A 19,749-nucleotide genomic window follows, 5' to 3' on the forward strand; every position below is an offset into this window, starting at 1 on the left:
GCACTAATCCTTTTGTTTCATAAGCCGCAGCGATATCAGAACTGGTATCAATACAATAAAAAACATAATGACTGCGACTGCTGTAGAATATCCAGTTTTGCTTCCATAGCACATTCTCATAATATAAATGCTAAGTGTTTCTGTCTGATATCCGGGACCTCCGCCAGTAAGAGACATAACAATGTCAAACACCGAAAGCGAACCGATAATATTTGTAATTACGTTGATACGAATAGAAGGAGTAAGAAAAGGTAATGTTACATACCGAAAACACTGCACCGCACTCGCACCGTCTATCTTTGCAGACTCACTCAACTCTTTGGGTATTCCCTGAAGTCCCGCCAGATAGATTACCATTGTCATTCCTGCATATTGCCATACATTCACTAATATTAATACCAAAAGTGATGTACCATACCCCCCCATCCAATTTCCAAACCATTCCGGATGTCCTATATTATTAAAGATATGATAGATAAATCCTCTCCCTGGCTGTAGTAATAAATACCAAATATATCCCATAATCAAAGGACTAATAATAGCCGGCATATAAATACACATTCTGGCTATTGACTTTCCTTTAAACTTAGAATTCATTAATAGCGCATACGTCAATCCTACAACATTAAGTAATGGTGCACTCCCCAATGCAAATAATACCGTTGTTTTTATATCTGACATAGCTCTCTCATCTTTAAAAAAATCCACAAAATTTTTTAGTCCTATAAAATTGGCTTTTCCTATTCCATCCCAGTCTGTAAAACTCATTCCAATTCCCTTTATCAATGGATAAATAAAAAAAAGAAAATACAGTAAAAATGCTGGAACCGCCATAAACTGATGTATTCCTACTTTCCGGTTTTTCATCTTCATTTATTTCCTTTCATCACTTATTATATTTTATTGGCGTGCTCGAATGTACACACACCTTCAAGCACGCCTTTGCCTCCTCCTATTCCTCTTTTTGACTTGAACTAAATCCGTCATTCCATGATTGCTCATACTCTTGCGCAAACTGCTTTGGTGTATACTGCCCCGCAAAAAGATTTTGTAATAATCTTCCTGCATCATCTCCTGAAAAACCAGACGGTTTTTCATTTGTATATCCAATATTAGCAGCACTATCTAATGCCCCTGTAACCTCTTCGGTAATTGCCTTTGGCGCCCATTCTGCTTCGACATCATCAAAGGCACTTGGTGCTTTTGCAGCTTCACAATACTTTTTCTGATTTTCTGGCTTGAATAAGAAGTTCAAAAATTCAATACATTCTTCTTTATGCTTTGTGGTTGCCGAAATGGAATATCCTGAATCTTCTGCACTCAATACAACCGGTTGGGATCCCGGCATATACGCGGGATATGGTGCAAATCCAATTTTATCTTGCATCTCTGGATTCGCTTCTAAAATACTAGAAATTGCCCACATTCCATTACTGAACATTGCAGTCTTTCCACTGACAAACTCTTGCACACAGTTATCATTTGTCGCAGTCAGTATATCTTCATTGATCAATTTTTTATCTTGCAAAGTTTTCATTTTTTCTGCAAACACTGCCATTGCCCCATCAGGGTCGCCAAATTTCAGTTTGGCTTCATCGTTATCCAGCATCGCCTTTTTGGCTTCTAATGTTCCAAGGCTGGATTTGATATAACCATGTGGAATAAATTCAATCAAATGTCCCAAATGCCATGCTTCACTTCCAAAAATAAACCATGGCGTCACATCGGTCTGCTCCTGCTGGATTTTCTCCAGCATTTTTTCAAATTCATCCCACTGAGTAGGGAATTCTTTTATACCCAGTTCTTCAAAAATTTCTTTATTATAAAAGAACCCCGCCATTGTTCGGTTTGTACATACACGGAATGTTTTCCCCTGCTTTACATCTGTGCAGGCTTCCTTCATCTCAGGACTCATTCTGTCCCACCATTCGCTTTGTTCCGATAAGTCCATGTACTTTCCTTCATCTACAAATCCCTGCTCATAAGTTGTCATAATATCCGGAACTTCATTTGAAGCAAATTTAATTTTTATAATATTGCTGGCATCCTTTTGATATTCTTGCTCTACAACAATTTTGTCTTGTGATGCATTAAAATCATCAATAATTTCATTCATAACATCAATGGTCTCAATTTTGCCTGTAAATAATTTAATATTTACCTTTTCACTCTTATCTCCATTTGCTTTATTTGTCGAATCTGAATTCCCACATCCCGCCAAACTTCCCACTGCTAGGATCATAGACATTACCAATGCCGTCACTTTTCTTTTTCTCATGTTCTTTCTCCTCACTAGGTTTTGTGCACTTCACCTGTCTTTTTCTTTTCTAACTCTATCTTAGCACTCATTACTGCCACTTCAAATACCATATATTTTAGATAATGGTTTCACTTTTTTATATCCGGCTGACTTCTCTTGCTATTTTTCTAAAACTATATAATAATAAAAATAGATTTTCAAAAGGGGACTTTTATATGAAATGTTTTAAGCAAATAGGATTCCGAATCCAACTGATTATCATGATTTGTCTTTTCAGCATCTTAATGGTATTAGCTGTGTCTTTCTTAAACTACCACTGGTATTCTAAAGAGCTGACTCGCCAGACTATTAGCCAAACACAGCAAATTATTGAACAGACAGGATCTAATATCAATGTTTACCTAGATGAATTGAACCGATTAACACTAACGCCTTATTATAATGACACACTCCTAACAGCATTAGAAAACAAAGCATCCTCTCCTGAAAAGCAACTAGAGGACAAGAGGGTTATTGAAGAATTTCTCTCTTCCGCAATGATTCTTCCAAGAGATGAAATTCTGCGAGTTTATATAATGAATACAGAAGACATTTACTCCTATACACGAACACCATACGAAATGTCCGATTATACTTCTTATTTACAAAGTTCCTGGTATCAAGAAGCATTATCCACTACCAAGCCTATATATATACCTCCTCATTTTGAAAAAGCATTCGGTGACAAAGAAACACCAATTTTCTCCATTGTCCGTCAAATACGAGGTATTCAGGACAACAAAAAAATATTAGGTGTCATAAAAGTTGATGCTGATTATAGCGGGATTAAAAAAATCTGCGATCGTGTCAAGCTAAAAAATCATGGTATTCTTTTGATTCTTAATGATGATAATCAGGTAATCTACCATACCAAAAATCTTCAGAATACCAATATGATAAACACTCTTATTCAGAATTCCTATTTTGATAACACTCTTATCCGCGATGACTTTGGGAATAGATACATTTTCAATGAATACTCCATTAGCTCTTCTGGATTAAAAATTATTGCATTAAATTCGTACGAAGAGCTGTTGGCACCAGTTAAAAAAAATTTAGAAAAGACGATTTTACTTGCATTCTTTTGTGCTATACTAATCATTTCTTTCTTTACTGTTTTTATAAAAAGATTTCTAAATCCTTTATCAGAAATCATACAACTTATGAAAATGGTTGAAATTGGTAACCTAACTATCCAGGCAACTGTAGAAAGAGAAGATGAAATAGGATACCTTGCACTATCATTCAATAAAATGGTGCAAAATTTACAAAAGTTTGTCCAAAAAAATACTCAACTAGTAAGAGAAATTTATGAAACCCAATATCTATATAAAGAATCACAGTACAATGCACTTTGCAGCCAAATTAAGCCTCATTTTCTCTATAATACTTTGAACACAATCAGTCTTTTGATTAAATGCAATGAAAATAATCAGGCAGTACATGTAATAGAAGCTCTTTCCCGATATCTTGGCGGTATCATGAATGTCAACAACGAAATTTCTTTAAAAGAGGAATTGAACATTTGCCAATCCTATCTTTCTATCATGCAGATGCGTTATGAAGATAGATTAACCTATAAAATCGAAATAGAGGAATGCTTATATCTCAAAAAAATACCTTCTCTCTCTATACAACCATTAGTAGAAAATTCAATAAAATATGGTTGTGAGCCTAAACGTGGAAAAACCCAAATTAAAATAAATTGCTTTTCTACAGATGGTGGGTATAAAATCATTGTTTCCGACAATGGAATAGGTATGGAAGCAGATGTATTAAAAAAAGTTCGACAACGATTGAAAGAAGAGAACCTCGATATTGGGCTAGAAACTACACAACTTATAGGGAACATCGGATTAATCAATATTGCTCGTAGATTGTCCTTAAAATTTAATAAAAAAGCAACATTAGAACTAGATTCTTCCAGTGGAAATGGAACAATAGTTACCCTATTTCTTCCTAACAATATATAAAAAGGATGGTGAATAACTTGTATAATATTTTAATCGTAGATGACGAAAAATTAATGAGAACTTATCTCGCTAACAATCTTCCTAGATTTACAAATAATTTCCAAGTCAGCGGCATTGCAAAAGATGGACGTGAAGCCTTAGACTTGCTAAAAAAACAACATTATGATGTGGTCATTACTGACATTCAAATGCCTGAAATCAATGGATTAGCTCTTTCCAAATATATCCATGAAAATTTGTCAGATACTATTGTCATTATCATTTCAGGATATAACGATTTTGAATATGCGCAAAAAGCAATTCGTTATCATGTTACAGACTACCTTTTAAAACCATTGATAGACCAACATTTAATAAATCTTTTGGAAGATATTAGTAAACGGCTTAAACCGCAAAAAACTCCTACTTTTATCACTCAAGAAGATTTTTCAACATCTGAAAATTTAAAAATAAAATATCTTTCTGCTATTTTAGAGGAGAATTCTAATCTAATTTATGAACTATATCCACAATTACAGCAGCAAGGTATTTCTGTGATGTCTAATTATGGATGTCTATTGAAATGCACCATTGATGAATTAGATTTGATACTGAAAAATAATTCAGCCCTAGATGTAACGACTAACCATTTAAAGCTGAATCAATTAATCTCCAAGCTTTGTGTTGACTGGGGATGCACTTCACTATACAACAAAAATGGTTCCACTTTTATTTTCATTAGCGATTCTACCGAAGAATTGCTTTTCAGAAAAATAAATCACCTATACGCTGAAATATCAACGCAAGCTGAAATACAGCAATTGCCAAAACGAACAGCCATCTGCGGAAAAACAATCACAGATATCATGGATTTACCACTGTCCATGCAAAGTATTTATGAAATAACCCCTATCACATTATGTGAAAAAACATTCCCTATTTATTTTCATTTGTCTAAGACATATGAAACATTTTTGCAAAACATTAATAAAGTCAGTGAAAACATCTTTTCAGATTATCTTGAAAATTCCACAGAACATTTATTTGTGGATATCCAAAATTTCTGTAATGATTTCTTAAAAGAACATAATTTAGCCAACATTTTGCGTTTCGCCTCATTCTTAATTCAATACATTGCCGAACGCGCCGATATAACCCCCGACTTTATTCGCCATGCATACAGAGAACTCACTCTGCAAGTAGATGACTGTCTTCCTCTTGGGATGCCTGATGAGTCTTCTGCCGTTCAGATTATTTCACTTGCAGTTGCGTCTCTCTTTGCACACAACGAGAATTCTGCCCTTTCAGAGTCTATGCAGATTGTAACTACTGCACAAAAATATATTTTATCTCATTACCACCAAAATATTTCATTATCCGATACGGCAGAATACTGCGGCGTTTCCAGCAGTTACCTTAGTGATTTGTTTCACAAAAAATTAAAGGAACCTTATTCTAAATATTTACTTCGAATTCGAATGGAACAAGCTGCAAGATTACTCCGACAAAATCCCAATATTCGAATTTATACCGTAGCTGCGCAAACTGGATTTGTCTCCACCAAACACTTCAATACTGTTTTTAAAAAATACTATGGCGTTACGCCTACTAATTATAAATAATACTTTATACAACTAAAATGCTGTCCAAATAAGGACAGCATTTTAGTACCTTCTTATCTCTATTTCACTGCGTTTTGCCTTGCAATCGCTCGCTTTAATGCAGCTTCAGCTCTTGCAATGTCAATTCCTGTTTCCTTTTGCTCCAACCGTTCTCGAGCACGTGCTTCCGCTCTTTTCGCGCGTTCTACGTCAATCTCCTCGGGCCACTGTACGCCCTCGGCAAGCACTGTAATCTTCTCCTGCAAAATTTCTACAAAACCACCAAGTACAGCTACTTTTTTCACCTCTGTACCCTTGTGTATCTTCATCACACAAGGCTCCAGAATTGTTGTCAGTGGAATATGGTTCTTGTAGACTCCCATCTCCCCACCTACGGATGTAAACTCCAAAAAGCTGCCTTCCCCTTCGTAGAACATCTCCTCTGGAGAAATAATTTTCAACTCAAACATGTTATTTTCTGCCATATACGCGCACCTCTACTTTACTCTGGCAAGTACGTCGTCAATATTTCCTGCATTCAAGAAATAGCCTTCTGGAATATCATCGTGTTTTCCTTCCAGAATCTCCTTGAATCCCTGCACTGTCTCGCTAATCGGCACATAGCGCCCCTCAAGTCCTGTAAACTGTGTCGCAACAAAGAATGGCTGAGATAAAAATCTTTGTATCTTTCTCGCACGTGATACAGTCAGTTTATCTTCCTCTGAAAGCTCATCCATACCAAGCATTGCAATAATATCCTGTAATTCTTTATATTTCTGCAGCACTTCCTGTACACCACGCGCCACTTTATAATGCTCTTCTCCCACAATATTTGGATCGAGCATTCTGGACGAAGAATCAAGTGGGTCTACTGCCGGATAAATACCAAGTTCTGTGATTGCACGAGAAAGTACGACTTTCGCATCCAGATGGGCAAATGTCGTAGCCGGAGCCGGGTCAGTCAAGTCATCCGCAGGCACATAGACAGCCTGAACAGACGTGATTGATCCATTCTTTGTCGATGTGATGCGCTCCTGCAAAGCACCCATCTCCGTCTGCAGTGTCGGCTGATATCCTACCGCGGAAGGCATACGTCCCAAAAGTGCAGACACTTCCGAGCCTGCCTGTGTAAAACGAAAAATATTGTCGATAAACAAAAGTACGTCTTTTCCGCCCTTGTCACGGAAATATTCTGCCATCGTAAGACCTGTAAGCCCTACACGCATACGCGCTCCAGGCGGCTCATTCATCTGACCGAACACCATCGCAGTCTTATTGATTACCCCTGATTCTTGCATCTCATAATAGAGGTCATTTCCCTCTCTTGTACGCTCTCCAACACCTGTGAATACAGAATATCCACCGTGTTCTGTTGCAATATTTGTGATCAGCTCCTGAATCAATACGGTTTTCCCAACACCTGCTCCACCGAACAGACCAATCTTTCCACCCTTTTGATACGGGCAGAGAAGATCTACGACTTTGATACCCGTCTCAAGCATCTCCGCCTCAGTTGCCTGTTCTTCAAACGAAGGAGCCTTTCTGTGAATCGGCTCATACTCAACATCTGTCGGAGCCGGTTTCTCATCAATCGGTTCACCGAGAACATTAAAGATACGCCCCAGTGTGTTCTCTCCTACCGGCACGGAAATCGCAGCCCCTGTGGCAACCGCTTCCATCCCCCGGACTAAACCGTCTGTCGGTCCCATAGCGATACATCTCACCACATCATCTCCCAGATGCTGTGCAACCTCCACCACAAGTCTAGTGTTATCCTGTCTTGTGATCTCAATTGCTTCGTTAATCTCCGGAAGATGTCCGTCTGCATATTTGATATCTAAGACCGCACCGATAATCTGAGTGATTTTTCCTATATTTTTTTCTGCCATTTTTTCACTCCTCTATCCGATAGCTTCCGCTCCGGCTATAATTTCTGTTAATTCCTGTGTGATCGCTCCCTGACGGGCACGATTATATTTTAATTCCAAATCATCAATAATCTCTTCTGCATTGTTTGTTGCAGAGTCCATCGCTTGCATACGGGCACCATTCTCGCTTGCAATCGCCTCCACAAAAGCACCGTACAAAATACTTGTCATATATTTCGGAACGAGAAGACCAATCGCCTCCTCTTCATTCGGCTCAAAATTCATCAATGCTGACTCTTTCTTTTCTTCTGCAGGCACAGCTTCTGTGCTCACCGGAAGCAATTTCATCAGCTTCGGAATATGACTGACCGTATTTTTAAACTCTGTATACGCCACATAGATTTCTCCGATTTCTCCTTTTGAGAAATCATCAAGCAGCCGCTCTCCGATCCGGCGTGCATCTGCATACGTCGGTTCATCAATGACATCCGAGTAATCCTCTGCAATTTGATATCCTTTTCTTGCAAGACTTTCCACACCTTTTCTGCCGACTGTGTAGAGCCGGATATGTTCCTTTTCTATCCCGCTTTCCACGATTAGCCTTGCAATATTTGCATTGTATCCGCCCGCAAGACCACGGTTCGAGGTCACTGCCACAACCGCAACATTTTTGGAATCACTTTTTTGCAAATACGGATGCTCTATATTGCCCGCCTTCGCAAGCATGGAAGTCACTGTCTGATACATATATTCAAAATACGCCTTCGAGTTCTCTGCACGCATTCTCGCTTTTTGCAGCTTTACAGTCGAGACAAGCTTCATGGCTTTGGTAATCTGCTGCGTACTTTGAATGCTTCCGCGGCGTCTTTTTATCTCTCTCATGGATGCCATGATCGTCTTCCTCCTTTTTTACTGATGTGTGAACTGTAACTTGAACTCTTCAATCGCTTTTACAAGTGCAGCTTCATTTTCTTCTGTGATAACCTTTTCCGTCTTAATTGATTCCGGAATCTCCGGATATTTTGTCTGGATAAATTCAAACAGTTCTTTCTCAAAACGTAAAATATCTTCCACTGCAATGTCAAGCAGATGTTTTCTCGTCGCCGCATAGATGATGATTATCTGATACTCTACCGGCATTGGTTTGTACTGTGGCTGTTTTAATACTTCTTTGATTCGTCCTCCCTGTGCAAGTCGTTCTTTTGTATCTGCATCTAATTCAGATCCAAACTGTGCAAATGCCGCAAGCTCACGGTACTGTGCCAGGTCGATACGAATCGGTCCTGCAATCTTCTTCATTGCTTTGATCTGTGCAGATCCTCCTACACGCGACACAGAGATCCCAGGATTGACCGCCGGTCTGAAACCTGCGTTGAACATCTCTGTCTCAAGGAAAATCTGTCCGTCCGTGATCGAAATGACATTTGTAGGAATGTAAGCAGATACGTCACCCGCCTGTGTCTCGATGATCGGGAGCGCAGTTAATGAACCACCGCCTAATTTATCCGATAATCTGGCTGCTCGTTCCAATAATCTAGAGTGCAGATAAAATACATCTCCCGGATAAGCCTCACGTCCTGGCGGTCTGCGAAGAAGTAAGGAAAGGGTACGATAAGCTGTCGCATGTTTCGACAGGTCATCATATACAATCAATACATCCTCTCCGTTTTCCATCCATTCTTCTCCCATCGCACAACCTGAGTATGGTGCGATGTACTGAAGCGGCGCAAGCTCACTTGCCGTTGATGCAACAACTGTAGTGTAATCCATCGCGCCGTATTCTTCAAATGTCTTTACAATATTTGCCACTGTTGATGCTTTCTGACCAATCGCAACGTAAATACATTTTACACCCTGCCCTTTCTGATTGATAATCGTGTCAATCGCAATCGCAGTCTTTCCGGTCTGTCTGTCCCCGATGATCAGCTCACGCTGTCCTCTTCCAATCGGAACCATAGAATCAATCGCTTTGATTCCGGTCTGAAGTGGCGTATCTACAGATTTACGCGCAATAACCCCAGAAGCGACTCTTTCTATCTGTCTGAAATTTGTCGCCTGAATTGGTCCTTTCCCATCAATCGGCTGTCCCAATGCGTTCACGACACGTCCAAGCATACAGTCTCCTACCGGAACCTCTACTACTCTTCCTGTCGTCTTTACCATATCTCCCTCGTTGATATTTCTCTGGTCACTTAAAAGAACTGCACCTACATTGTCTTCTTCTAAGTTCAGCACCATACCATACACTTCACCAGGGAACTCTAACAGCTCTCCCTGCATCGCATTTTCCAGTCCGTGGATACGTGCAATACCATCGGCTACCTGAATAACCGTTCCCACATCCGATACTTCTAACTCCGATGCGTATCTTTTAATCTGTTCTTTAATGACAGAGCTGATTTCTTCTGGTCTTAAGTTCATGGAGCGAATCCACCTTCCTTCTGTTTTTATAGTTGAATTTTTCTTAAATTTTTCGACAGCTCATATAACTTTGTCCGAATACTGCTGTCAACAATGCGATCCCCGATCCGAATGACCATGCCGCCGATCAGTGACGCATCCACTTCATAATTCATCTCGAACTGCTCATAAGAGGTTGTCTTCAAAAGTTTTTGTTCTACTTTTTCTTTCTGATCCTCGCTCAGTTCAATTGCCGTCACTACACGGGCACTTCCAATCTTCTTTTCTTCTTTCACAAGTCCGATAAAATATTCGAACACGGCACACATGTCTTTCGCATGTCCTTTTTTGATAAGAAGTGTCATCAGTCCGATGATCTCTTTTGGAATCTTTTGCAAAAATGTCTCCTCGACAATTTTTATTTTTTCTTCTTTTCCAATATTCGGATGATTCATCAGTTTGCCGAATTCTTCATTTGTCCGCAAACTATCCGCTACGCACACTGCCGCCTCAAAGAATTCGTCGATGCAATCTTCTTCACAGGCGACTGCAAATAATGCATCTCCATATGTCTTTGAAACTAACTTAGCCATGTATGATCACCCATCTCTTTCAATGTCTCATCAATAAGACTTTCTTGTACTTTTGTATCAATTGAAGCTGCTACCACTTTTCCCGCCATCAAAGATGCAATGGTAATCATTTCCTGTTTCATATCATCCAGTGCTCGTTTTTTCTCTAACTCGATCTGAGCATTGGCATGTTCTATAATACGGGCTGCCTCTTCTTTTGCTTCCGCAACGATCTTCGCTTCGTTCTGCATCGCTTTTTTGCGCGCAGCGCTTAAGAGTTCCTGCGCTTCTTTATCTACTTCTTTCAGCTTTCTGTCATACTCTTCTTTGTATGCGATTGCCTCCTGTTTTTCACGCTTTGCAGTTTCTTGATCATCCAGAACACGCTGTCTGCGCTTTTCGAGCAGACTTCTGACCGGATTAAATAACAGATACGACAAAATCGTAAATAAAAGCAACATACTCAAACCAAGCACAACCGCATCAAACAGAAACTGTGCGTCGAGTGTAAATAAACGATCCAAGGTTCAGCCTCCTTCCTTCTTGTTTTCTTTTTATTTCTTCTTACAATTTTCCTAACAATGGGTTTGCAAATAAAAGAATCAATGCAATAACCAAACTGTAAAGACCTGTTGTCTCCGCAACTGCCTGTCCCAGCAACATCGTAGATGTGATATCTGATTTTGCACCCGGATTTCTTCCAACCGCCGATGCACCGTGTCCGGCTGCCACACCTTGTCCAATACCAGGTCCGATACCTGCGATCATCGCTAACCCCGCTCCAATTGCTGAACAAGCTAAAATTAATGCCTCGTTTGTAATTTGACTCATAATAAATTCCTCCTAAAATCATGTTCTAAATTTTGTTCTTAAATTAATCGGGTATTTTATCACTGACAAATACCATCGTCAACATACAGAATACATATGTCTGAATAGCCCCTGAGAAGACGTCAAAATAGGCGTGTAGAAAGCCGGGCCATATAATGGCAATCTGCGAAAGCAAACCATATAATAGCGCCATAATAACCGTTCCTGACAAGACGTTTCCAAAGAGACGAAGTGACAACGAAAACGGAACCGCAATCTCCCCAATCAAATTGATTGGGAATAAGAATGGCAGTGGTTTGAACAAGTTCGTGAACGCTCCGACTTTGTTGTGCCTGATATTATTAAACTGTATCAGGAAAAATGTGATCACACCAAGCGGAAATGTAACTCCGTAATCGGCGGTCGGTGGTCTTAATCCCACAAGCCCTGAGAGATTGCTGAATAAAATAAACAAAAACAGAGTTCCAATATAATTTCTATAAGGAATGCCCTTTTTTCCCATACCACTTTTCACCATGCCATCCAGCATCTCTACGACGTATTCCACTGCATTTTGGAATCCTCCCGGCTTTCCGTCAGTGTCTTTTAACTTCAACCTTGCAACAAATGCAAATATAATCAGTCCCAGACATACAATCAATATACTGACGTGCGTCGTTGTAAGGTATAGTTCCTGCCCAAACAGTTCAAACCTTAAAAGACTGTGTATCATAAAATCAGCCTCTTTTGCAGCAACTATCCCCAAAGCATCTCTCACAAAACCCCCTCCTTTACTTAGATTTTTTCAATTTTAAAAATAGTTTATGCATATACGGCTGTAAATACGCTGATATCTTTAATGCAATCAGCCCGACAAGCAGTGTAAGTGGATTTCCAAAATCAAAATAAAGCACACACCCCATCGCAATGATTACAACCGTCATACGAAACGCATAAGTCTTTCGAATGTGCTTTGGCGCCCCCTCCTCTCCAAGATCCAATGCATCTTCAATGGAATGTTTCATGTGAACTGCCATACCAATTCCTATCACAATTCCACTCCACAATCCAGCTGCATTATATAAATCATTCTGAAATGCAATCAATATTATAATCTGCGCAACCGCACCTAAAAAAATAATTCCGACAATCAATTCTGTCAACGTTTTATCTTTCTTCATTTTCCTCTTCCTTGTCTTCATTCGCATGCCGGGCAAGCAAATAGACATTACGTCCTCCTGCCAACACTCCTAATATGATAAACGGAATGGTAACCGGAACCCCAAATTTTTCTTCCAGCCAGTTCCCCAAAAATACACACATTAAAATGGGAACAACCATACTGATACCGAGCTGGCTGATCAATGCAAATGTTTTATGCACACTTTTCTTGTATTTCATATTTCTACCCCAATCTTACAACATCCCGTCTCTTGTGTCTAGTAATTTGTCGCATTTTTCCAAAATTTGATTGTTAGTCATTACACAAAACCAACAGTTTTCTATTATTTACATATTTTTTACGATCACACAATAAAAGAGGGGTGTTAATCCCACTCCAAGCGGTGTAAACGCCCCTCTTTTGTCATATTCTGAAATCCGTTTTGCCTCAATGCTTCGTATAATACAATCGCCACAGAATTCCCAAGATTCAAAGATCTGATATCTCCCACCATCGGAATCCGGATACTGTCCTCCTTGTGATGTATCAAAATCTCCTCTGGAATTCCTGCGCTCTCTTTTCCAAACATAATATAGCAGTCCGGCTCATAATTCACATCAGTATATACATTCGGTGCTTTTGTCGTTGCCATATAAATTTTTGCTTCTGGATTTTTCTCCATAAAATCCTGAAAATCAATATAGGTCGTCACATCCAGATCATCCCAATAATCCATTCCTGCACGCTTGATCGCCTTTTCATTCACCCGAAATCCAAGCGGCTCAATCAGATGGAGACGTGTATTTGTAGCAACACAGGTTCTCCCGATATTTCCAGTATTCGCCGGAATCTCCGGCTCAAATAATACAATATTTAACATCTTTCGTTACCTTTCATTTCTCAGTCGGTCAATAAATCTGCCAAGACGACCTATCGCCTCTTTTAGATCTTCCAAGGAATATGCATACGAAATGCGAAGAAAGCCTTCACCACAGTCCCCGAACGCAGTTCCCGGAACGACCGCCACCTTTTCTTCTTCCAATAATCTTGTCGCGAATTCTTCTGATGTCATCCCAAACTCTTTGATATTCGGAAAAATATAGAATGCGCCAAACGGCTCAAAACATTCAAGCTTCATCCTCTTAAATTCATGCACAAGAAAACGTCTTCTCTGATTGTAAGACTCGCGCATCTCCTTTACTTCTTCATCACAGTTGCGAAGCGCTTCCACCGCGGCATACTGGCTGTTTGTCGGTGCACACATAATCGCAAACTGATGAATCTTTACCATCTGTTCGATAATATTGGCAGGACCGCATGCATAGCCAAGCCTCCAGCCGGTCATCGCATACCCCTTTGAAAATCCGTTAATCAGAATCGTGCGTTCTTTCATTCCTTCAAAACTTGCGATTGACACGTGTTCCCCTTTATAGCTGAGTTCTGAGTAAATCTCGTCTGAAATTACAAACAGATCATGTTTCTTCACAAGTTCCACAATCGGTTCCAAATCTTCTTTTGTCATAATAGACCCCGTTGGGTTATTTGGAAACGGCATAACAAGAATCTTTGTCTTCGGTGTAATAGCGGCTTCCAACTCCTCTGCTGTGAGTTTAAATTCATTCTTATGCTGCAGCGGAATCACGACCGGCACTCCATCTGCAAGAATTGTACAAGGCAGATACGAGACGTAACTCGGCTGTGGAATGAGAACCTCATCTCCCGGATCCAACATGGCACGCAGTGCGATGTCAATTCCTTCACTCCCCCCTACGGTTACGATCACTTCATCATTGTAATCATATTGTACACTCACTTTTCTATCTAAGTATTTACAAATTTCTATTTTTAATTCTTTTAGACCGGCATTCGATGTATAAAATGTACGCCCCTTTTCCAGCGTATAGATTCCTTCTTCCCGGATACGCCAAGGTGTATCAAAATCTGGTTCTCCTACTCCAAGGGAAATCGCATCCTTCATCTCATTGACCACATCAAAAAATTTACGAATTCCTGACGGCTGAATGCCAACCACCTTCTTTGATAATGGATTTCTCATTACGGTGTCACCAACATCCTTTCTGATTCTGCTTTTTTCACGAGTATTGTTCCATGATCCTTATATTTTTTCAAGATAAAATGTGTTGCCGTACTGATTACCGCCTCTACCGGAGAGAGTTTTTCCGATACGAACTGGGACACCTCTTTTAATGTCTTTCCATCCAGTGTCACTAAAAGATCATACCCTCCGGAAATCAAATATACCGCAGTTACTTCCGGATAATTATAAATACGCTCCGCGATTCTGTCAAATCCCTGATTTCTCTGCGGGGTCACTTTCACCTCGATAAGCGCGGTCACTTTTTCCATTCCTACTTTATCCCAGTCAATCAGCGTGTGATAACCACAGATAATCTTTTCCTTCTCCATCTGCGCGATCTCGTTTGCCACAGTCACCTCATCTGTTCCAAGTAACACTGCCAGCTCGCCCAAATCTACACGGCTGTTTTTTTCGATATATTTTAAAATTGTTGTTCTCATAAACCCTCCTTACTTTGACTCATACATCTTTAATAATTCATCCGGCGCCGGTCTGTCAAGATATCTTCTCTCTTCGCCGCCCAAAATGACTCTCGCAGTATCTACAGTCGTCCTTCCAAGAACGACCGCCTGTCTCCCTTCCTTTTGGAATTTCTCCACAAGCTTCTCGCCATCTTCTGCAAAGAGCAAAACACTTCCCGCCGATGTGAGCTGATACGGATTCAAATGAAAATATTCACAAATCTCCACCGTCTCCTGTCTAATCGCCATCTTTTTCAAATCAACCTCAATCCCCACACCGGAACTTTCCGCCATCTCCCATAAAGCTGCCAAAATCCCACCTTCGATAATCTGGTGCATCGCCGATACTCCCATTTTTTTTGCAATCTGCAGCTCATCCACAGAGAACAGTTCTCCTTCCATCTCTCGAATCGGATTCAAAAATGCCGGGATAAACCGTCTTGACAATTCTTCTTCTTTTTCCCGCATCACGCGCAATGTTCCTTCCAGCGCGATCCACTTTAGAAGCACAATATCCTGTTCTGGTCTCCCCATACAGCTTCTTAAAAGTTCTTCCTTCTTTACTACGCCCATACCATTCACATATACGATTGCCTGATTGATTGCGGGACTTATCTCCGCTTTGGCACATATAATCTGAATACCATGCGCGCTTCCCGCTCGTTCCACATACTCAATCATCGCTTTCAGACGAGATTCATACGCATACGGCGGAAGCATAATATGCACCGCTGCCCCTACAGGTACTGCACCCCGGGTTGCAAGATCATTTGCCACCTGCGCAAGTGCAAACACACCCAAATCTTTCTCGTTCCCATATAGAACGGTGGTAGAAGATAACACTTCCTCCCCTTCTCCTGCTTTTATCCCATAACACATCTCTTCTACAGACGGTGGAAACATCGATTCTTCTCTATGAAATTGCAACGGTTTTAAAAGCGAACGCTTTAACACGGTCTGGGATACTTTTCCTACCTTCATAACTTTCTCCTTACTCTGTCGGCGCTTCCGGCGGTGTCGCATTCTGTGCATTCTGTGCCTCCTCTTCCGCCTTTTTTGCAGCCTCCTCAATCTTTGCCTTCGCCTCTGCAATTGCATTGTTGATCTGCCCTTCATCCTGTGTGGCGATTGCCGCCTTTACAAGTGCAGAAGCCTCTGCATTATCTGATGCCGTTCCCACATTCACTGTGACTGGTGACGTACTGTATGTACTGTTGTTAAAAATATCTCGGCTCACTTCCTGTCCATTTTCATAGACAACCTTCCAAAGTCTCGCCGTCTTTCCCGTATGTCCGGAACCACTCTTTGTCATCACGCCAAGTGAATCTCCAGACTCGACGAATTTCTTTCCTGCCGGTGTTGTGCTCAACGTCTCACTGACAAACTCAATACTCCGGTTCGCATTTCTCGTCTCTTTTCCATAAATTGTAAATGTAAGATTCCCACCCGATATATATCCCTCAATATAAATTGGTGTCTCTGTATTATTCTTGAATTTCAAATCCTTATAGTCACCTGCGATTGCCGCATCCATAGATGGCTTCACATAATCTACTAGCATGGAATGCGGCTGCCTCTGCGTCACCTCCAGTTCCGCAAGGATCACGGCATTATAAAGTGTTGTGGATACCTGACAAATACCACCGCCCATACTCTGTACAACTTTCCCATTCTCATAAGATCCAGCTTCTGTAAACCCATTCTCCGTGGTATAAGGCTCCATCGCTGCATTAGCAGAATACTCTTCTCCCGGCATCACCAAGGCCCCATTAATATGAGCAGTTCCGGATTCTATATTCTGCACTCTTCCGCCTCCGCTTCCGCAATATGTAGTAAATGTTCCAAGTGTATCCTGAATCGTCTCCAACTGCTCCCGAGTAACATCCGGTACATCTGAGACAGACACAAGATCCACAGATGCCTCTTTCTTATCCCATTTCTTATTCAAATATGTCTCAATGGCTTTTACTGAGGCTTCTGCATCAATCGTCTTTCCCTGAACTTCATCTGTAATGACAAATGCACCGTTCTCTCGTGTAATCGTCGCACTTGCCGCTACTTTTTCCAACGGCTGCGCTTTCTCTTCAAAAACTGCCTTCGCCTTCTCGCTGTCGATCTCATATATTGCAGAAATGACTTCTTTTCCTTTGTCAAGCTTTTTCACTTCGAAATACCGACTCCAGATACTTCCATCTTTTCCATAATCAAGTGCCTTTTCTACAAGTCCATCCACATCTTTTATCGTAAAACCAATCTCTCCTAGTGTCACTTGTACATTCTCTTCTTCTATATGAAGCGAAATACTCTGTTCTTGATATTTTTTGATCTTTGCTTCTACTGCCCTTTTTGCCTCTGCTTTTTTCATACCGGACACATCCACCGTCTCAACATAGACATTATTATAAATCTCATTGTCCGCAGTGCTCATCACCCGGCTACGAAATACAAAATAGACAATTCCGAACACAATAAGAATTGAAAACACAATAATTCCTGCTACTACAAGCAATCTTTGTTTCTCTTTTGCATTCATTTTTCGTTTTCTATCCTGTGTTGTTTTTTGCATAATCAATCCTCTCTACACTAAATATGGAATCACACTTGTCGCAACCATCGCTATAATAATAACCATGATCGTAATCGCCATGATTTTTCTTACTTTTTTATCATAAAAATTCATTATTCACACCTCGATTTTATACATTTGTTTACATTCTAAACTCTTTATCGTATTTTTGCAAGAAACATTGTTGAAATGTTATTCTGTCTCGACCTCAGTTACTGCCGCCTGATGTGTCAGCCTGCTTCTATTCTGATAATCAAACAAAATGAAGTTCTCTTTTTCTTCACATGTTCCAAGTACATCATAATGAAATTTTTCAATATGAGTCATTTTTCGCAACTGTCTTTTATCGTATGCTTCATATCCAATCAAATATTGATGCTCTTTTGATTCCGTCTCATAAAATGCATTCAGCCAGTCCTTTGACACTTCATGCTCTCCCGCAAATTCCGGTCGGTTTTTGACATTCTCGCGAAGATATAGATCAAATGTCAAAAGTTCTCTGTAAAGACTCTCTCGTTCTTTATGTTTTTCTCTGATAAATCCAAGTAAAATCTCATATCTTGTAATTCTGGAATGACTCATCAGGTGCAGTTCATGATTCTCATAATATCTGCCAAGTCCCTGATACAATACAAATGGTGATGCATACTCTTCTTCCAATTTTCGCAGGCAATAAGAAAACTGCCCGCTGTTATAGTAGACCTCCACCATCTCTTCCACGCTCTTTAACTGCATCATCTCTTCATACGACAGCCACTTTGTATAGAGCACCTCATACGGCGGACGGCTCTTATATACAAGTCCATACCGTTCCTTCTGTGATTCCATATAGGAACCTTTCAGCACTTTCAAAAATCCAAGCTGAAGCTGTTCCGGGTGGAGCCGATACACATCATCAAAAGATTTTTGAAAACTCTCCATGTCTTCATACGGAAGTCCTGCGATCAAGTCCAGATGTTGATGCACATTTTCGCCCTGATTGATGCGCTGCACAATACGTGCCACTTCCTCAAACCGCATCGTTCGCCGAATCTCACGAATCGTCTGTTCATTCGTAGACTGCACCCCGATTTCAAGCTGTATCAGTCCCGGACGCATCGACTCAATCAGCTTCAATTCTTCTTCATTCAGCAAATCTGCCGCCACTTCAAAATGAAAATTCGTGATTCCTTTGTCATGCTCCTTGATATATTTCCAAATTGCAATCGCATGCTTATGGTTACAGTTAAAAGTTCGATCCACAAACTTCACCTGCGGCACTTTCTCATCAATAAAAAACTGAAGTTCTTTTTCTACCAATTCAAGTTTTCGGAAACGCAGACATTTGTCTATCGAAGAAAGGCAGTAACTGCAGGAAAACGGACACCCTCTGCTCGACTCATAGTAGATGATCTTATTCTTAAAATCTGCCATATCGTGATACACAAACGGAACTTCGCTCAAATCCATAACTTCACGCCATGAATTCTGCAAAAATTGTCCCTCTTCTCCACGGTAGGCAATTCCTTTAATCTCCGAAAGCTTCACATCTTTTCCGTGATAATACTCCACCACTTCCAAAAATGTCTTTTCCCCCTCTCCGAAGATCACCCCTGTCACTTCCGGAAGACGTTCCAGCACATCTTTTGTATCGTAGGATACCTCTGGACCACCCACCCAAATTGGAACACTCGGGAATATCTTCCCAAGCTCCCGAATCAGTTCTTCCACATAAGACAGGTTCCATATATAGCAGGAAAAACATAAGACATCCGGTTTTTTCTTATATAAATCCATCAAAATATCGTCTATCTGCTGATTGATCGTATATTCTGCAATCTGTATCTCATCCTTATACTGCTGCGCGTACGCTCTCAGACTGTACACAGCCAGATTCGAGTGAATATATTTCGCATTAATCGCCGCCAAAACAATGTTCATAGCATATCTCTCCTTCTCTTTTTGTATCTGAAAATCAAAT

20 protein-coding genes are annotated in these 19,749 nt (G+C 40.4%); 2 read left to right on the top strand and 18 right to left on the bottom strand.

Annotated elements, in window-relative coordinates; genetic code table 11:
* Nucleotides 1–3: 3 nt before the first annotated feature.
* Nucleotides 4–867 (bottom strand): ABC transporter permease subunit, encoded by an 864-nt coding sequence (locus ACTQXY_RS00485; RefSeq protein WP_441657820.1) that lies wholly within the window; start codon nt 865–867, stop codon nt 4–6.
* Between the two features lie 85 nt (nt 868–952).
* Entirely contained in the window at nt 953–2,278 is a 1,326-nt protein-coding gene (locus ACTQXY_RS00490; protein WP_441657821.1) for an extracellular solute-binding protein, read from the bottom strand.
* 197 nt (nt 2,279–2,475) lie between these two features.
* Between ACTQXY_RS00490 and ACTQXY_RS00495 the strand changes: the two genes are divergently transcribed.
* Both ACTQXY_RS00495 and ACTQXY_RS00500 read left to right on the top strand, forming a co-directional pair.
* The gene (locus tag ACTQXY_RS00495) at nt 2,476–4,272 is read left to right on the top strand and encodes a histidine kinase (protein WP_441657822.1); all 1,797 of its coding nucleotides are present in this window, start codon (nt 2,476–2,478) and stop codon (nt 4,270–4,272) included.
* 17 nt (nt 4,273–4,289) lie between these two features.
* Complete coding sequence (locus ACTQXY_RS00500) at nt 4,290–5,873, top strand: response regulator (protein WP_441657823.1); 1,584 nt, start codon at nt 4,290–4,292, stop codon at nt 5,871–5,873.
* 59 nt (nt 5,874–5,932) lie between these two features.
* Here ACTQXY_RS00500 and atpC read toward each other — a convergent pair whose 3' ends face one another.
* The 16 genes from atpC to ACTQXY_RS00580 form a co-directional block, all read right to left on the bottom strand.
* Nucleotides 5,933–6,337 carry an ATP synthase F1 subunit epsilon gene (gene atpC, locus ACTQXY_RS00505; protein ID WP_441657824.1) on the bottom strand — a complete coding sequence of 135 codons (405 nt, stop codon included), beginning with the start codon at nt 6,335–6,337 and terminating at the stop codon, nt 5,933–5,935.
* A gap of 12 nt (nt 6,338–6,349) precedes the next feature.
* Nucleotides 6,350–7,741, bottom strand: a complete 1,392-nt coding sequence (gene atpD / locus ACTQXY_RS00510) for a F0F1 ATP synthase subunit beta (protein ID WP_441657825.1) — start codon at nt 7,739–7,741, stop codon at nt 6,350–6,352.
* Between the two features lie 12 nt (nt 7,742–7,753).
* A complete protein-coding gene (gene atpG / locus ACTQXY_RS00515) occupies nt 7,754–8,611 on the bottom strand; it encodes an ATP synthase F1 subunit gamma (RefSeq protein WP_441657826.1) in 858 nt (285 codons plus the stop codon).
* A gap of 18 nt (nt 8,612–8,629) precedes the next feature.
* Nucleotides 8,630–10,141, bottom strand: coding sequence for a F0F1 ATP synthase subunit alpha (atpA, locus tag ACTQXY_RS00520; protein ID WP_441657827.1), 1,512 nt, complete (start codon nt 10,139–10,141; stop codon nt 8,630–8,632).
* Nucleotides 10,142–10,167: 26 nt separating this feature from the next.
* Nucleotides 10,168–10,713, bottom strand: coding sequence for an ATP synthase F1 subunit delta (gene atpH / locus ACTQXY_RS00525; RefSeq protein WP_441657828.1), 546 nt, complete (start codon nt 10,711–10,713; stop codon nt 10,168–10,170).
* The gene (gene atpF, locus ACTQXY_RS00530; RefSeq protein WP_441657829.1) at nt 10,701–11,216 is read right to left on the bottom strand and encodes a F0F1 ATP synthase subunit B; all 516 of its coding nucleotides are present in this window, start codon (nt 11,214–11,216) and stop codon (nt 10,701–10,703) included. Before atpF ends, atpH begins: the two co-directional genes overlap by 13 nt.
* Before the next feature lie 40 nt (nt 11,217–11,256).
* On the bottom strand, nt 11,257–11,523 hold the full coding sequence (gene atpE / locus ACTQXY_RS00535; protein ID WP_441657830.1) for an ATP synthase F0 subunit C: 267 nt from the start codon (nt 11,521–11,523) through the stop codon (nt 11,257–11,259).
* A gap of 43 nt (nt 11,524–11,566) precedes the next feature.
* Nucleotides 11,567–12,280: a F0F1 ATP synthase subunit A gene (gene atpB, locus ACTQXY_RS00540; RefSeq protein WP_441657831.1), complete on the bottom strand. Its 714-nt coding sequence runs from the start codon at nt 12,278–12,280 to the stop codon at nt 11,567–11,569.
* A 13-nt stretch (nt 12,281–12,293) separates the two neighbouring features.
* Entirely contained in the window at nt 12,294–12,683 is a 390-nt protein-coding gene (locus ACTQXY_RS00545) for a hypothetical protein (RefSeq protein ID WP_441657832.1), read from the bottom strand.
* The gene (locus ACTQXY_RS00550; RefSeq protein WP_441657833.1) at nt 12,670–12,903 is read right to left on the bottom strand and encodes an AtpZ/AtpI family protein; all 234 of its coding nucleotides are present in this window, start codon (nt 12,901–12,903) and stop codon (nt 12,670–12,672) included. Before ACTQXY_RS00550 ends, ACTQXY_RS00545 begins: the two co-directional genes overlap by 14 nt.
* 146 nt (nt 12,904–13,049) lie before the next feature.
* The gene (locus tag ACTQXY_RS00555; protein ID WP_441657834.1) at nt 13,050–13,544 is read right to left on the bottom strand and encodes a TrmH family RNA methyltransferase; all 495 of its coding nucleotides are present in this window, start codon (nt 13,542–13,544) and stop codon (nt 13,050–13,052) included.
* Nucleotides 13,545–13,550: 6 nt separating this feature from the next.
* On the bottom strand, nt 13,551–14,720 hold the full coding sequence (locus ACTQXY_RS00560; protein ID WP_441657835.1) for an aminotransferase class I/II-fold pyridoxal phosphate-dependent enzyme: 1,170 nt from the start codon (nt 14,718–14,720) through the stop codon (nt 13,551–13,553).
* Nucleotides 14,720–15,202, bottom strand: a complete 483-nt coding sequence (locus ACTQXY_RS00565; RefSeq protein WP_441657836.1) for an Lrp/AsnC family transcriptional regulator — start codon at nt 15,200–15,202, stop codon at nt 14,720–14,722. Before ACTQXY_RS00565 ends, ACTQXY_RS00560 begins: the two co-directional genes overlap by 1 nt.
* A 9-nt stretch (nt 15,203–15,211) precedes the next feature.
* Nucleotides 15,212–16,204 carry an AIR synthase-related protein gene (locus ACTQXY_RS00570; RefSeq protein WP_441657837.1) on the bottom strand — a complete coding sequence of 331 codons (993 nt, stop codon included), beginning with the start codon at nt 16,202–16,204 and terminating at the stop codon, nt 15,212–15,214.
* Nucleotides 16,205–16,214: 10 nt separating this feature from the next.
* Nucleotides 16,215–17,789, bottom strand: coding sequence for a VanW family protein (locus ACTQXY_RS00575; RefSeq protein ID WP_441657838.1), 1,575 nt, complete (start codon nt 17,787–17,789; stop codon nt 16,215–16,217).
* Between the two features lie 192 nt (nt 17,790–17,981).
* Nucleotides 17,982–19,709, bottom strand: a complete 1,728-nt coding sequence (locus tag ACTQXY_RS00580) for a B12-binding domain-containing radical SAM protein (protein ID WP_441657839.1) — start codon at nt 19,707–19,709, stop codon at nt 17,982–17,984.
* Nucleotides 19,710–19,749: the final 40 nt, after the last annotated feature.

The organism is Faecalimonas sp. LCP19S3_D12, from assembly GCF_052121495.1.
GTDB lineage: Bacteria > Bacillota > Clostridia > Lachnospirales > Lachnospiraceae > Faecalimonas.

What these genes read in the sequence shown, in the direction of transcription:
- ACTQXY_RS00485 (WP_441657820.1), bottom strand. Translation starts at nt 867, where the DNA reads ATGAAAAACCGGAAAGTAGGAATACATCAGTTTATGGCGGTTCCAGCA.
- ACTQXY_RS00490 (WP_441657821.1), bottom strand. Translation starts at nt 2,278, where the DNA reads ATGAGAAAAAGAAAAGTGACGGCATTGGTAATGTCTATGATCCTAGCA.
- ACTQXY_RS00495 (WP_441657822.1), top strand. Translation starts at nt 2,476, where the DNA reads ATGAAATGTTTTAAGCAAATAGGATTCCGAATCCAACTGATTATCATG.
- atpC (WP_441657824.1), bottom strand. Translation starts at nt 6,337, where the DNA reads ATGGCAGAAAATAACATGTTTGAGTTGAAAATTATTTCTCCAGAGGAG.
- atpD (WP_441657825.1), bottom strand. Translation starts at nt 7,741, where the DNA reads ATGGCAGAAAAAAATATAGGAAAAATCACTCAGATTATCGGTGCGGTC.
- atpG (WP_441657826.1), bottom strand. Translation starts at nt 8,611, where the DNA reads ATGGCATCCATGAGAGAGATAAAAAGACGCCGCGGAAGCATTCAAAGT.
- atpA (WP_441657827.1), bottom strand. Translation starts at nt 10,141, where the DNA reads ATGAACTTAAGACCAGAAGAAATCAGCTCTGTCATTAAAGAACAGATT.
- atpH (WP_441657828.1), bottom strand. Translation starts at nt 10,713, where the DNA reads ATGGCTAAGTTAGTTTCAAAGACATATGGAGATGCATTATTTGCAGTC.
- atpE (WP_441657830.1), bottom strand. Translation starts at nt 11,523, where the DNA reads ATGAGTCAAATTACAAACGAGGCATTAATTTTAGCTTGTTCAGCAATT.
- ACTQXY_RS00545 (WP_441657832.1), bottom strand. Translation starts at nt 12,683, where the DNA reads ATGAAGAAAGATAAAACGTTGACAGAATTGATTGTCGGAATTATTTTT.
- ACTQXY_RS00550 (WP_441657833.1), bottom strand. Translation starts at nt 12,903, where the DNA reads ATGAAATACAAGAAAAGTGTGCATAAAACATTTGCATTGATCAGCCAG.
- ACTQXY_RS00555 (WP_441657834.1), bottom strand. Translation starts at nt 13,544, where the DNA reads ATGTTAAATATTGTATTATTTGAGCCGGAGATTCCGGCGAATACTGGA.
- ACTQXY_RS00560 (WP_441657835.1), bottom strand. Translation starts at nt 14,720, where the DNA reads ATGAGAAATCCATTATCAAAGAAGGTGGTTGGCATTCAGCCGTCAGGA.
- ACTQXY_RS00565 (WP_441657836.1), bottom strand. Translation starts at nt 15,202, where the DNA reads ATGAGAACAACAATTTTAAAATATATCGAAAAAAACAGCCGTGTAGAT.
- ACTQXY_RS00570 (WP_441657837.1), bottom strand. Translation starts at nt 16,204, where the DNA reads ATGAAGGTAGGAAAAGTATCCCAGACCGTGTTAAAGCGTTCGCTTTTA.
- ACTQXY_RS00575 (WP_441657838.1), bottom strand. Translation starts at nt 17,789, where the DNA reads ATGCAAAAAACAACACAGGATAGAAAACGAAAAATGAATGCAAAAGAG.
- ACTQXY_RS00580 (WP_441657839.1), bottom strand. Translation starts at nt 19,709, where the DNA reads ATGAACATTGTTTTGGCGGCGATTAATGCGAAATATATTCACTCGAAT.